Source organism: Eubacterium pyruvativorans (assembly GCF_900102225.1).
Lineage (GTDB): Bacteria > Bacillota > Clostridia > Peptostreptococcales > Anaerovoracaceae > Aminicella > Aminicella pyruvativorans.
The window spans coordinates 56227-70293 of record NZ_FNBF01000005.1 but is presented as its reverse complement, the minus strand read 5'-3'; the positions used below and the strand labels follow the sequence as shown (position 1 = coordinate 70293).

The window sequence follows — 14067 nt, the reverse complement described above, 5'->3', positions numbered from 1 at the left end:
TTCCGCACTTTTGCCCACAAAAAAGGGGCCGGCCGCCCGGCGTTTATTCCCCCGGACGGACAGCTCCGCACTCCGTCATGAATATTCTTCTGTTTTTCCCGCAGAACTAACGGTGCTTCTTCAGCAGCTCCTTGCGGGAGAGGTTGATGCGGTTCTGGTTGTCGATTTCAACCACCTTCACCTTCACGGTATCACCGATGTTCATCACATCTTCCACCTTTTCCACACGGTAATTCTCCATCTTGGAGATGTGCAGCAGTCCTTCCTTGCCCGGGAGGATTTCAATGAATGCGCCGAACGGCATGATCCGCTTCACGGTGCCTTCGTAAACTTCACCCACTTCCACATCCTTCGTCAGAAGTTCGATCTGGCGGCGGGCTTCCGCTGCGGAATCACCGTTTTCACTGTAAATGGTCACCAGCCCCGGATCATCCTCGGAGATATCGATCTTCACGCCGGTCTCGTCCACGATCTTGTTAATCGTCTTTCCTCCCGGCCCGATGACAATCCGAACCTTATCCGGATCGATGCGCATGGAAATACATCTCGGTGCCCACTTGGACAGTTCCTGACGCGGCTCCGGAATTTCCTCCAGCATGATATTCAGGATATGCATTCTTCCCTCATGCGCCTGCTTCAGTGCCTGGGACAGCACCTCTCTGGACAGCCCGTGGATCTTCGTGTCCAGCTGCAGCGCTGTGACACCTTCCGTTGTTCCTGTAACCTTGAAGTCCATATCGCCCAGGAAGTCTTCCATGCCCTGGATGTCGCTGAGAATCGCCATCTTCGTGGATCCGTCCTCTTCCGTTCTCGTGATCAGACCCATTGCGATACCGGAAACCGGACGCTTGATCGGAACACCTGCATCCATCAGTGCCAGACAGGAACCACAGGTGGAGGCCATGGAGGATGACCCGTTGGAGGACAGTACCTCCGACACGACACGAATCGCATACGGGAATTCTTCCGGAGACGGAATCACCGGCAGCAGCGCTCTCTCTGCCAGGGCGCCGTGGCCGATTTCTCTTCTGCCGGCGCTTCTCGGCTTCTTCGCTTCTCCGGTGCAGTAGCCCGGGAAGTTATAGTGGTGCATGTAACGCTTCTCCGTCTGCTCGGTCAGGCCGTCGATCCGCTGCGCCTCGCTGAGCGGTGCCAGTGTGGCAGAAGACAGCACCTGTGTCTGTCCCCGCTTGAACAGGCCGGTGCCGTGAACTCTCGGCAGCACACCGGTTTCACACCATACCGGACGGATCTCGTCTGTCTTCCGGTCGTCCGGGCGGATGCCGTCATCCAGGATCAAAGATCTGACTCTCTCCTTCGTGATGTCATACAGAACCGATGCGATATCCTTCTCGTTGTCCGGATATTCTTCAGCGAAATGCTCCTGGGTCTCCACTTCCACAGCGTCCATGGCATCCAGCCGGGTCAGCTTATCTGTGTTCCGGATCGCATCCTTCATCTTATCTGTTGCAAATGCACGGACCGCCGCATCGATCTCTTCCGGTACCGTGGCCAGATCCGGCTGCTGCTTTTCCTTGCCCACTTCCGCAACGATCTCGTTGATGAAGGCAACCAGTTTCCGGATCTCTTCATGGGCGAAGAAAATCGCATCCAGAATCACGTCCTCCGGCACTTCGTCCGCACCGGCTTCCACCATCATGATCGCATTCTCAGAACCCGCAACAGTCAGGTTCAGATCCGATGCTTCCCGCTGTTCCAGTGTCGGATTCAGAACGAACTCCCCGTTTACTCTGCCCACACGGACGGATCCCGTCGGGCCGTCCCACGGAATATCGGAAATCGCCAGTGCAACGGAGGAACCGATCATCGCCATGATATCGGTTTCACAGTCCAGATCCACGGACATGACCGTCGCAATCACTTCAATGTCATGATAATATCCCTTCGGGAACAGCGGACGAAGCGGTCTGTCCATCAGTCTCGCAGACAGTGTTCCCTTCTCCCCCGGTCTTCCCTCTCTCCGGATGAAGCCTCCCGGAATCTTTCCGGCAGCATACATCTTCTCTTCATAATCACAGCTCAGCGGCAGGAAATCCGCATCCGGCCGCGGCTCCTTGGATGCGCAGGCGGTGACCAGCACGGCAGAATCGCCGTATCTCACCATCACTGCACCGTTTGCCTGTTCTGCGTACTTGCCGATCTCCAGCTGGAGAAGTCTGCCGCCCAGTGCCATCTTGAATGTGCGGTAATCTGTAAATCTCGCCATTTCTAATTAACAACTCCTTCCTGTTAATTAACTTCCTTATAACAAACTGTCCGGTACCTGCCAGTACGCAGTCAGTCTTCCGTCATTTCTGTTTTCCGGCATGCGGTTGATTCTAAAAAAACCGGCGGGACACCAGTGCCCCGCCAGATTCTGTACAGAAACTACTTTCTCAGACCAAGACGCTTGATGAGCGTTCTGTATCTCTCGATATCCTTCTCCTTCAGGTAGTTCAGGAGATTTCTTCTCTTACCAACCATCTTCAGCAGACCTCTTCTGGAATGGAAGTCCTTCTGATGGGAGGCAAGATGCTCATTCAGCTCATTGATTCTCGCAGTCAGGATCGCTACCTGAACTTCCGGAGAGCCGGTGTCCCCTTCCTTCGTAGCGTATTCTGCGATAATGGCCTCTTTCTTTTCCTTCGTAATCATGTCTGTTTCTCCTCTCGTTCTGTACGCCCTGACTGAGAATCCGCCGGAGCGGCGCAAAACCCAGTGCGGGTAAAAAATCAACTTATTTAGTATAGCATGCGGAACCCCGTGTCACAAGCCGTTATTTTTCTATTTCTGCATTTCCCGCTGCGGCTTTCAGTTCGATCTCCCGATGAATCTGCAGCGCCTCCCGGCAGTCCCGCATGATCTGATCCGACAGGTCCTCCACGCAGTCGAACTTCACCTCGTCCCGGGTCTTCTTCAGAAATTCCACAACGATGCGTTTACCATACAGGATCTTGTCAAAATCAAAGATATGGGTTTCCACATTTTTCTTGTATGATCCGATGGTCGGTTTCACCCCCACATTGGTCACACTCTTGTAACGCTTCCCGTTATACACACAGTAGGTCACGTAGACACCGTTCGGCGGCGTCACCATGGACTCGTCGATCATCAGATTGGAAGTGGGGAAACCCAGTTTCCGGCCCAGTTTGTTGCCGACCACCACTTCCCCGCCGATGGCGTAGTGACGTCCCATGTAGGTGGGGCACTTTTCTACCTGCCCGGCGGCAATCATGGTGCGGATCATGGTGGAACTCACGATATTGCCGTTAATCTTGAACGGATCCATCTCATAAACCGTGAAACCCTCGTCCAGCCCGATATTGCGGAGAATCTCAGGAGTTCCCTGGGCCTTGTAGCCGAAGCTGTAGTTGAATCCACAAAATGCGGCCTTCATGTTCAGTTTCTCCAGCAGCAGGTGATCCACGAAAGCCACCGGGTCCAGCTGCATGATTTCCTTTGTAAAAGGAATATCCACCAGCACCTCGGCACCCAGACCTTCGATAATCTTCGCTTTTTCATTCTGGTACAGGATGTTCTTCACGCCGCCTTTTCCCTTGATCAGATTCCGCGGGTGATTGGAGAAGGTGAACACCACAGAAGTCAGTCCCTGTTTCTCTGCCTCCCGCACCATTTCTCCGATCAGTTTCTGGTGACCCAGATGTACCCCGTCGAAATTGCCCAGCGCCACGGCAGACTTCTCGATTTCTTTCACATCCTCCCAATTATTGTAGATGATCATATGACATATCCTCCCTGAAGGAATATTTTCACCGGACGAAATACCTGCCCGTATTTTTTGTCCCGGTCCGCCCGGACGACCCCCAGGAACCGCCGGGATGGGTCAAACGCCAGGTACATCCGGCGGTACGCCTCGTCCATGGGCAGCCAGAAGTCCCGGTCCTGATACTCCGGCGCTTTCGTGATCCTGCCGTAACGCTCCATGACATTCAGTCCGTTCACCAGTTTTTTTGCATATTCCGGCTCGAAAACCACTTCGCCGAAATGAATCATCGCCTCCTGGGGCGGGCGAATCACCCGGTCCCTTTCCTCGGGATTCATCGCCTCCAGTTCTTCCAGAGTCACCGCATCCTCGATGCGGAATGCGCCGCTCACCGTCCGGGTCAGGCTGCTCATCACAGCGGAAACCCCCAGTGCAGCGCCGGCATCGTGGCAGACTGTGCGCACGTACGTCCCTTTCGTACAGGTGAGTTCGAACCGGATCCGGCTGTCGGTTCCCCGGCCCAGCATCATTTCCTCCACATGAATTTCCGGGATACAGATCCGGCGGGATTTCACCTCCACCGGTTTCCCTTCCCGGGCATACTCATAGAGCCGCTTCCCGTCCACTTTCAGTGCGGAATACATGGGCGGAACCTGATCAATGACGCCCCGGAAGCCGTCCATGACCCGCAGCACCTCTTCCGGTGTGATGCGGTTGACCTGCTCCTCCGGCGCACGGCGGATTTCCTTTCCCCAGATATCCTCGGTGTCCGTCTCCCTTCCCAGTGTCAGTTCACAGCGATAAGTTTTCAAATCAAGATCCAGAAACTGCATGACCCGGGCCGCAGATCCGATGGCCACCGGCAGAACCCCTTCGGCCTCCGGATCCAGCGTGCCGGTATGACCGACCCGCTTCTTTCCTACAATCCGCCGAACCCGGCCCACCACATCATGGGATGTCATGCCGCCGGGTTTACGGATGTTGATAATGCCTTCTCCCGCCATGCTACGATCTGCCCTCCTGCGCTTCCAGCGCCAGGAGCGCCGCCTGCTTCACCTGTTCATACACTTCGTTCAGCTTCGCACCGTGAAGCGTGCAGCCTGCCGCTTTCACATGGCCGCCGCCGCCGAAGGATGCGGCGATTTTCTGTACATCCGCAGATCCCTTGGCCCGGAGACTGACGTACACTTCCCCTTCTTCTCCTTCTTTCAGAAATGCGGCGATTTCCACGCCCTTCAGGCTTCGGAGTTCCGCCACAATGCCTTCCGCATCACTCATGACCGCACCGGTCTCCTTCAGCAATGCCTGGTTCACCCGGGCCATGGCCAGTTTCCCGTCACCGAAGAGGTCCACCGCCGAGAGAACCCGGCTCTTCAGCCGGAGTTTCTCCGGACGGACACATTCGTAGAGCGCCGTACTCACCCGGTTACAGTCCAGTCCGCAGTCGAAGAGTTCCGCAACGATCTCGTGGGTCCGTTTCGTGGTATTGGAATACTGAAAATTACCACTGTCGGTGGTGATGGCAGCGAAGATATCCTCTGCAATCTCCCGGTCCGCCGGCTGCCCCATGGCCTTGATCAACAGCCAGATCAGTTCTCCCGTGGCACAGGAGGACGGGTCAATATAATTGTAGTCGCTGGCCGTTTCCTGAATCATGTGGTGATCAATACTGATCTTCACCGGCGCCTGTTCGTACTTCCACCCGACTTCCGGAAACCGCTTCGGTTCGCTGCAGTCCACGGTAACAGCCAGCTCCGGGGCGGGAACCGTCATCGGATCGCAGGTACAGTAGCCTTTGTCCATAAACGTGAGATTGTCCGCCACATCACCGTCGTTCAGCATGATCCAGCAGTTTTTCCCCATGTTCCGGAGCATGCGGCACAGCGCTGCGGAAGATCCCATCGCATCTCCGTCCATATTCAGATGGGGAAAAATCAGAATGTTATCTGCCCTTTCCAGTACAGAGCCGATTTCTTCAAAGGTATTGTTTTTCATGAATATTTCGCTACTCCATTCCGATATCCCGGAGCACCTGGTCTATGTGACGGCCGTAGTCCTCGGAATGATCGATTTTGAAAATCAGATCCGGCACCCGGCGAAGCTTGATTTCCCGGCCGATCTCCTGCCGGATCTTTCCCTTCGCACTCTCCAGGCCGCTGATGACTTCCTCTTCCCGTTCTTTTTTCTTCGCCTCGTCTCCGGCCAGATCCAGCACGGTGATCCAGCAGGTGGCGTAACTTCCGTCCTTCGTGACTTCCACATCCACCACACTGATCATGTGGTCGAGACGCGGATCTTTCAGCTGACGGAGCAGCATGCGGCTGATGATTTTTTTGATTTCCTCACCCAGCATGCCCTGTCTGTATGCATTTCCCATTCTTGTCCCCCTCCATCGGGTTATTACTTATTTCAGGTCGGGATGACAGTACCGGAATTTCTTCCGGGAACCTCTGCCGTACTGGATCGCCTCCTGTGGGCACCGGTTGATACAGCCGGCGCATTTCCAGCACCGGGACTTCTCCCACACCGGTCTGTTTTCCTCCATCCGGATGACGCCGGCCGGGCAGATCCTCGCACAGAGTCCGCAGCCCACGCAGGTATCGTCCACAGAGAAGGACCCGGTTCCCAGAAGTGCACCGGAGACGGCACTTCCCAGGGCGCTCCCCACCCCCGCCGCACCAGAGGACCGGTACGGCACGCGGTAATTATACTGCATGGATTCCAGAATATCACTCAATCTGTCATCCGAGTGCTTCAGTGTCATGAGGGCGGCTTCCCGAATCGGCGGTTTCAGCCAGAAGATGCAGTTGTCCGGCATCTTCACATCGTAGAACGCCTGGACACGAAGCCCCTTCCGGCGCATCAGCTTCCGGAATATCCGGTCCGTTCCCCCGGCGCTGCCCCCGCAGGTGGCGATGCCCACAATGTCCGGTTCTCCTTCCGAAATGCGGAATGCCTGAATGAAATCAGTAACCGGCACCGGCAGGGCATCGAAGTACACCGGGAAGACGAACACCGCCATCTCCCCGGGCTTGAATCCGTACGACACCGTTCCGCCCCGGAGAGCGGCGGCCATATCCACCAGCTCTCCGCCGAATTTTTCCTGAACCCGCTTCGCCGCATGCAGCGAATTCCCGGTTCCGCTGAAACAGAATATCATAATGTGATTAATCTTCCTTCTTCACTTCAACCATGTGGAAACACTCGATGGTATCATCCACCTTGATATCGTTGTAATCTTCAATACCGATACCGCACTCATATCCCTGGTTGACTTCCTTGGCATCGTCCTTGAATCTCTTCAGAGAGGAGATCTTTCCTTCGTGGATCAGGATGCCGTCCCGGACCAGACGGATCTGAGCATTTCTGGCCAGCTTTCCTTCGGTGACATATGCACCGCCGATAATGCCCACACCCGGCACCTTGAAAGTATCCCGGATCGTCGCCTTACCCAGCAGTTCTTCCTTCACATCCGGCTCCAGCATACCCTTCATGGCTGCTTCCACATCGTTCAGTGCGTCGTAGATAACAGTATAAAGTCTGATTTCGACGTTCTGCTGATCCGCCATGGAACTGACAGCACTGCTCGGTCTGACGTTGAAGCCGATGATGACCGCATTGGATGTGCCCGCCAGCATGACGTCGGATTCGTTCACGGTACCCACGCCGGAGTGGATGACATTGACCTTCACTTCGTCGTTGTTCAGCTTCTCCAGAGAAGTGACCATGGCGCCGACAGAGCCCTGTACGTCTGCTTTTATCACCAGATTCAGCTCCTTGGTTTCGCCTTCCTTGATCTGGCTGAAGAGTTTCTCCAGAGACATGCTGGAATTTCTCGTCATCGTCTCTTCCCGGAGTTTTTCGGATCTTCTCTGGGCGATGGACCGGGCGGTCTTGTCGTCCTTCACGGCGTTGAAATTATCACCGGCCTGCGGCACATCGGTCAGTCCCAGAACCTCCACAGCGGTGGCCGGTCCTGCCTTGCGGATCTTCTTTCCCTTGTAATCTGTCATCAGACGGATCCTGCCGGAGCAGGTTCCCGCCACGATGCTCTGTCCGGCCTTCAGGGTGCCGTTGGTTACCAGCAGGGTCGCAACCGGTCCTCTGGCCTTGTCCAGTCTCGCTTCGATGACAGATCCCATGGCCAGACGGTCCGGATTCGCCTTCAGCTCCATCATATCCGCCTGCAGCAGAATCATTTCCAGAAGTTCCTTGATGCCTTCTCCGGTCTTGGCGGAAACCGGAACACTGATGACCTCGCCGCCCCAGTCTTCCACCAGAACGCCGTGGTCAGCCAGATCCTTCTTCACCCGATCCGGGTTCGCACCCGGCTTATCCATCTTGTTGATGGCGACGATCATCGGAACGCCGGCCGCCTTCGCGTGGCTGATGGATTCCACGGTCTGCGGCTTGACGGAGTCGTCTGCCGCCACCACCAGAACCGCAATATCCGTGATCTGGGCGCCCCGGGCACGCATGGCCGTGAACGCTTCGTGACCCGGTGTATCCAGGAACACGATCTTCTTGCCATTGATCTGTACTTCAGAAGCACCGATGTGCTGGGTGATGCCGCCGTATTCCTTAGCGGTGACATTCGTCTTCCGGATGGCATCCAGAATGGAAGTCTTACCGTGGTCAACGTGACCCATGACGGTGATGACCGGCGGACGCGGCTTCAGATCCTTCTCATCATCTTCGAAGTCCTCGATGCCTTCTTCCACTTCTTCCTGCTCAACCTCACCGACAACCACGGTGATGCCCAGTTCCTCCGCCAGGAGCTGCACAGTATCCTCGTCCAGCACCTGATTGATGTTCGCCATGATGCCCATCTTCATCAGCGTCATGATGACATTGGATGTGGACATATCAGTCTGTTCACAGAAGCCCGCCACCGTAATTGGCACATCCAGCTTGAAGGTACCTTCCGGCAGAACTTCCTCGATGATTTCCGGCTCCACTTCCTTCTGCTTGCTGACGTACTTCTTCCGTTCCTTCTTCTCCAGGGACTTCCGCTCGAACTTCTCGAACTTGTTGTGCGGTCTGTCATGGAAGGACTTGAATTTCTTTCCTCTGCTGTTTCCGGAAGATCCGCCGGCATTCTCTCCGCCGGAAGACGCAGCCGGGGTACTGCCACTGTGCCTTCTGCGGTTTCCGCCCTCATTGCTGCTGCGGCGGTCATTCCGGGAACCCCGTTCATTTCGGTCTCCCCGCTTGTTATTCTGTCCCTGACTCTTCTTTTCTTCAGCCTTCTTCTTCGCAGCCTTCTTCCGGTCTGCACCGCGGCTGATGATCTTGATCTTCGGAATGCTGATCCGCTCGGACTCCGCCATCTTGATGGTCGGCTCCTCCGGTTTCTTTTCTTTCTTCTTCTCTTCTGCCTTTTCGTCCTGCTTCCCGGTCTTCTTCTCTTCTGCCTTCTCGGTCTTCTCCGCCTTCTCGGACTTCACGGCAGCCGGCTTTCCGGCGGATGGTTTCTCCTCTTCCCCGGTTTCCTGCTTCTTCTCCGGCGCCTCCTGCTTTTCGGCCTTCTGCTCCTTCGCTGCAGCCTCCGGCTTCCCTTCCGTCACCGGTTTCTCCGGCGCGGTCTTCAGCTCTTCGCTCTCTTTCTTTTCTTCCTTCTTCCGTTCGAAATATGCCTCATCCACGATCGGCTGTTCCTTCGGCCCCTTGTGCTTGTTTGCCAGGTATTCTTCATCCACAACCGCAACGCCGATGCCGCTGCTCTTCTTTTCGGAAGCGCCGGTATCCTTGTGCATCACCTTTCCGATTGTCTCGATATCGCTGTCAGACAGGACGCTCATATGCGTCTTCACCTTGATACCCGCTTCTGCGGCTTTCGAGATCAGTTCCTTACTCGAAACCCCCAATTCCCGGGCAAGTTCAAATACCTTTTTCGTCATTACACATCTCTCCTTCCGATCCGGTTCGATCTATCTCTCTGATGATCACATTCGCGAAATTCTCGTCTGTCACAGCATATACCGTGCCCCCGCCGCCGGTCATTCTCGAAAGTTCATCACTGTTTCCATATATTCTGAATGCAGTCCCCGATACTGCACATTTCTGCCGGAATCGCTTCTTCGTTCCTTCTGCGCCGTCTTCCGCCACAATCAGCAGACGGACCTTCCCGCTCTCCACCAGAGAGAGGCAGGTGTTGTATCCCCGCATCAGGTTTCCCGACTTGCGGGCAAATCCCAGATAGGACAACATCTTACTGCTGGCTGTCACCGGACTTCACCTCCCGGATTCCGCGGATCTCTTCGATCAGCGTCTGTACCGCCTCATCGGGTATGCCCTGGCGGAATGCCCGGCTGAAGCCCCGTTTCCTGCGCGCCAGTTCCCAGCAGGATTCCTTCGGACAAAGGTAAACGCCTCTGCCGTTCAGATTCCGCTCCGGGTCCGGCACCAGAACGCCGTCCCGGAGAACGATGCGGATCATCTCCTGCTGCGGATGCGATTCCATACAGCCTGCACAGCGCCGCATGGGCGGCGTATGCTGCTTATTCTTCCTCCTGCTCACCGGCTGCCTCCTCCGAAGGTGCTTCTTCCGGCGTCTCCTTCGCATCTCCATCCGGATCTTCCGCAATCAGCACATCCTCTTCCGGCATTTCCGCCGTTTCCCCGCTGTTTTCCAGCACAGCGTAATCTTCTTCTTCGTCGTAGTCACGGGCATCATCATAGGCGCCTTCCGCACGGAGCTGCTCGTACTGAGAGTGACTCTTGATGTCGATCTTCCACCCGCTGACCTTTGCCGCCAGACGAACATTCTGTCCCTGCTTGCCGATGGCCAGGGAAAGCTGGAAGTCCGGCACCACCGCAGTGGCATTCTTCTCTTCCTCATTCTCGATAATGACCATCTCCACATCCGCCGGACTCAGGACATTGGCAATCAGTTCCGCCGGATCATCGCTCCAGAAAATAATGTCGATCTTCTCACCGCTCAGTTCATCCACCACAGTCTGCACCCGGCTGCCTCTCGTACCCACGCAGGCACCCACCGGATCCACATTTTCGTCATTGGAGGAAACGGCCATCTTCGTTCTGGAACCCGCCTCTCTGGCGATGCTCCGGATCTCCACTGTGCCGTCCTGGATTTCCGGCACTTCCTGTTCGAACAGACCCTTCACCAGTCCCGGATGGGAACGGGAGAGGAATACCTGCGGTCCCTTGGCGGTGTTCTTCACATCCATGATGTAGACTTTCAGATGTTCTCTTACCTCGAAGGTCTCCCCCGGTACCTGTTCATTGGCGGACAGAATGCCCTCTGCACTGCCGAGGCTGACGAACAGCGTGGCGCCGCTCTTCCGGGATACTGTTCCATTTACGATTTCCTCCTTGCGTGTGATGAACTCGTCATAGACCATGCTGCGTTCCGCCTCCCGGATCTTCTGAACCACCACCTGCTTCGCCGTCTGGGCGGCAATTCTTCCGAAATCCTTCGGGATGACGGCAAAACGGATCACGTCGCCGATCTCATAACGCGGGTCAATCTGCTGCGCCTCCGTCAAAGACACTTCCAGCATATCGTCGATCAGATCCTCATCTGCCACCACGTCCTTGCTCATCAGCACCCGGACTTCTCCGGTTTCCCTGTCGATGGCCACAGAGCAGTTCTGATAATTTCCGTAGTTCTTCTTGTATGCGGAAACCAATGCCTGCTCCACTGCATCGAGAATCACTTCCTTCGAGACATGCTTGTCCTTCTCGAGCTCCTCGAGAGCTTCGATAAATTCCTTGTTCATTCTGCTTCCTCCTTAGAATACTACTGCCAGGCTGGTTCTGACCACCTGCTGCAGCGGAAATTTCTTCGTTTCACCGTCGTCTTCATCTATGATCACAACTTCCCCGTCGATCAGGCCGACCAGTTCGCCGTGAAATTCTTTTTTCTTATTGATACTGCTGTACAGCTTCACATCCACCGGACGGCCGGCATAGCGGTCGTACTGCTTCTGCTCATACAGTGTCCGGTCCATTCCCGGAGAACTGACCATCAGCATGTATTCCTGCTGAATCGGATCACTTTCATCCAGCCGGTCGCTCAGATACCGGCTGACCATCTCACAGTCATCACTGCTGACGTAGAGTTCCTTCCCTTCCGGGTCGTTCTGGATCCGATCCACGAAGACATTCAGATACCAGTCTTTCCCTTCTTTTCTGAAATCCACATGGTACAGTTCCAGACCGTGCTCCGTGAGATAATCAGCCAGAACATTCTCTGTAAACTGTCTGATTTCCTGCGCTTTCGCCATCTGAATCCTCCTATACAAAACGGAAAGAGTGGGGAACCCCCACTCTTTCGACGAGACAATAATGAATAACCATAGGTATAGTATCACAAAGCACACTTCGTGTCAACGAATCTCTTCCTCCAAAGCCCTGCAAATTCTGGTTCTCCGGTCCTTCCGCAGGCCGCTCCCCCGGTTCCTTCCGAATTCCTCCGGATAACTTTACTTTTCATATATGGTGCTATATAATCAGTATTTAAGTTGTTACAATGAATAAAATACATATAATAAGGTGATACGTATGGAAAGAGAAGAATTTTTGAACGTATACCGTCACTCCATGGCCCACATTCTGGCCAAGGCGGTAATCGAAGTTTATGGAAAAGAAAACGTACAGTATGCGATCGGACCGCAGATTGCAGACGGATTCTACTATGATTTCCTCCTTCCGGAAACTGTGAAGGACAGCGATTTCAAGGGAATCGAGGAGAAAATGCGCGAAATCATCAAGCGCAGAGAAGACTGGACCCGGAAGGAAGTATCCAGAGAAGAAGCACTGGAGATTTTCAAGGACCAGAAATTCAAGACAGAGCTGATTCAGGATCTCCCGGAAGGGGAAACCATTTCCATCTACTATACAGGTGAGGATTATGTGGATCTGTGCACCGGTCCTCATGTGGACAATTCCCAGGAACTGATGAACGTTGCATTCCAGATCAAGTCCGCATCCGGTTCTTACTGGAAGGGCGACGAGAACAGAGAACAGCTGCAGCGCATCTATGTATACGCTTTCCCGGACAAGAAACAGCTGAAGGAGCACCTGAAGCTGGTTCAGGAAGCAAAGGAAAGAGATCACAAGAAACTGGGCAGGGAACTGGATCTGTTCATGTTCGACCCGAGTGCGCCGGGCATGCCGTTCTGGCTGCCGAGAGGCTGGAAGCTCTTCAACGCACTCCAGGAATTCTGGAGAGGCATCCACAGAGAACATAACTATATGGAAATTTCCGGACCGGTGATCAGCAGCTCGGATCTGTGGGAGACCTCCGGTCACTGGGGACACTACAAGGAAAACATGTTCGTTATTCCGGATGACAACGAAGACGGCAGAGTATTCGCAGTGAAGCCGATGAACTGCCCGAATGCGATTCTGGTTTACAAGAGAAATGTGAGAAGCTACAAGGACCTGCCTTTCCGGATCTCCCAGACAGACGTCATTCACAGAAGAGAGAAGTCCGGTGAGCTGAACGGTCTCTTCCGTGTTCAGATGTTCCGTCAGGACGACGCACACATCCTGCTCACAGAAGAACAGGTGGCAGACGAAATCAATGATATCATGGATATCGCCGGCCAGATCTACGGCACCTTCGGTCTGACTTACAAGGCAGAGCTCTCCACCCGACCGGAGGACTTCATGGGAGACATCGAAACCTGGAATCAGGCAGAGGCGGATCTGAAGGCCATCCTGAACGACAAGTACGGAGAAGGTAATTACGAGCTGAATGAAGGCGACGGTGCCTTCTACGGTCCGAAGATCGACCTGAAGATGACAGATGCACTGGGAAGAGAATGGCAGATGGGCACCATCCAGCTGGATTTCCAGCTGCCGCTGAATTTCGGACTGAAGTACACTGCCCAGGACGGCACCCAGAAGATGCCGGTCATGGTGCACCGTGCGATTTTCGGCTCTATGGAGCGTTATATCGGTATCCTGACAGAAAACTTCAAGGGAGCGTTCCCGTTCTGGCTGTCCCCGGAGCAGGTTGCCGTCGTTCCAATCCGTCAGCAGCATAACGAATATGCAAAGCACGTGGAAGAAGTTCTGACCAAGGCGGGCGTCCGTGTCGAAGCGGATTACGCAGAGAAGAACATGAAGGAAAAGATCAAGAACTTCAAGCACTACAAGGATCCGTACATTCTGGTTGTCGGTGACCGGGAAGCCGAAGAAAACACCGTCTCCATCAATGTCAGAGGGTCCAACAGGCAGATTCAGAATGTGCCGCTGGACAAGTTTGTGGAAGTATGCCGCAGCCTGAATGAAGCGCACACACTGGAGCTGACAGAAGACTTTCAGTAGTCCCTTCCTGACATCACAGCAAACAGAGAAATAACCTCATACAG

13 protein-coding genes are annotated in these 14067 nt (G+C 54.6%); 1 reads left to right on the top strand and 12 read right to left on the bottom strand.

Annotated elements, in window-relative coordinates; all coding sequences use genetic code 11:
• Positions 1 to 106: 106 nt before the first annotated feature.
• From BLQ24_RS03115 to BLQ24_RS03060, 12 genes are all read right to left on the bottom strand, one after another.
• The gene (locus BLQ24_RS03115; RefSeq protein WP_090162571.1) at positions 107 to 2227 is read right to left on the bottom strand and encodes a polyribonucleotide nucleotidyltransferase; all 2121 of its coding nucleotides are present in this window, start codon (positions 2225 to 2227) and stop codon (positions 107 to 109) included.
• Between the two features lie 161 nt (positions 2228 to 2388).
• Positions 2389 to 2655, bottom strand: coding sequence for a 30S ribosomal protein S15 (gene rpsO, locus BLQ24_RS03110; RefSeq protein ID WP_090162569.1), 267 nt, complete (start codon positions 2653 to 2655; stop codon positions 2389 to 2391).
• A 121-nt stretch (positions 2656 to 2776) separates the two neighbouring features.
• Positions 2777 to 3742 carry a bifunctional riboflavin kinase/FAD synthetase gene (locus tag BLQ24_RS03105; RefSeq protein WP_090162568.1) on the bottom strand — a complete coding sequence of 322 codons (966 nt, stop codon included), beginning with the start codon at positions 3740 to 3742 and terminating at the stop codon, positions 2777 to 2779.
• Complete coding sequence (gene truB / locus BLQ24_RS03100; RefSeq protein ID WP_090162566.1) at positions 3739 to 4728, bottom strand: tRNA pseudouridine(55) synthase TruB; 990 nt, start codon at positions 4726 to 4728, stop codon at positions 3739 to 3741. The genes BLQ24_RS03105 and truB overlap by 4 nt, the downstream gene beginning before the upstream one ends.
• Before the next feature lies 1 nt (position 4729).
• Positions 4730 to 5719 carry a DHH family phosphoesterase gene (locus tag BLQ24_RS03095; RefSeq protein ID WP_090162564.1) on the bottom strand — a complete coding sequence of 330 codons (990 nt, stop codon included), beginning with the start codon at positions 5717 to 5719 and terminating at the stop codon, positions 4730 to 4732.
• A gap of 10 nt (positions 5720 to 5729) precedes the next feature.
• Positions 5730 to 6101, bottom strand: coding sequence for a 30S ribosome-binding factor RbfA (rbfA, locus tag BLQ24_RS03090; protein WP_090162562.1), 372 nt, complete (start codon positions 6099 to 6101; stop codon positions 5730 to 5732).
• A 27-nt stretch (positions 6102 to 6128) separates the two neighbouring features.
• The gene (locus BLQ24_RS03085; RefSeq protein WP_090162560.1) at positions 6129 to 6884 is read right to left on the bottom strand and encodes an EFR1 family ferrodoxin; all 756 of its coding nucleotides are present in this window, start codon (positions 6882 to 6884) and stop codon (positions 6129 to 6131) included.
• Between the two features lie 7 nt (positions 6885 to 6891).
• Positions 6892 to 9624 carry a translation initiation factor IF-2 gene (gene infB / locus BLQ24_RS03080; RefSeq protein WP_090162558.1) on the bottom strand — a complete coding sequence of 911 codons (2733 nt, stop codon included), beginning with the start codon at positions 9622 to 9624 and terminating at the stop codon, positions 6892 to 6894.
• Entirely contained in the window at positions 9605 to 9952 is a 348-nt protein-coding gene (locus BLQ24_RS03075; RefSeq protein WP_143004236.1) for a L7Ae/L30e/S12e/Gadd45 family ribosomal protein, read from the bottom strand. The genes infB and BLQ24_RS03075 overlap by 20 nt, the downstream gene beginning before the upstream one ends.
• Positions 9936 to 10244 (bottom strand): YlxR family protein, encoded by a 309-nt coding sequence (locus BLQ24_RS03070; RefSeq protein ID WP_163427205.1) that lies wholly within the window; start codon positions 10242 to 10244, stop codon positions 9936 to 9938. Before BLQ24_RS03070 ends, BLQ24_RS03075 begins: the two co-directional genes overlap by 17 nt.
• Positions 10225 to 11466, bottom strand: coding sequence for a transcription termination factor NusA (nusA, locus tag BLQ24_RS03065; protein ID WP_090162552.1), 1242 nt, complete (start codon positions 11464 to 11466; stop codon positions 10225 to 10227). The genes BLQ24_RS03070 and nusA overlap by 20 nt, the downstream gene beginning before the upstream one ends.
• A gap of 12 nt (positions 11467 to 11478) precedes the next feature.
• Complete coding sequence (locus BLQ24_RS03060; RefSeq protein WP_090162550.1) at positions 11479 to 11973, bottom strand: ribosome maturation factor RimP; 495 nt, start codon at positions 11971 to 11973, stop codon at positions 11479 to 11481.
• 277 nt (positions 11974 to 12250) lie between these two features.
• Here BLQ24_RS03060 and thrS point away from each other — a divergent pair, with 277 nt between their 5' ends.
• Positions 12251 to 14023, top strand: coding sequence for a threonine--tRNA ligase (thrS, locus tag BLQ24_RS03055; protein WP_090162548.1), 1773 nt, complete (start codon positions 12251 to 12253; stop codon positions 14021 to 14023).
• Positions 14024 to 14067 lie beyond the last annotated feature (44 nt).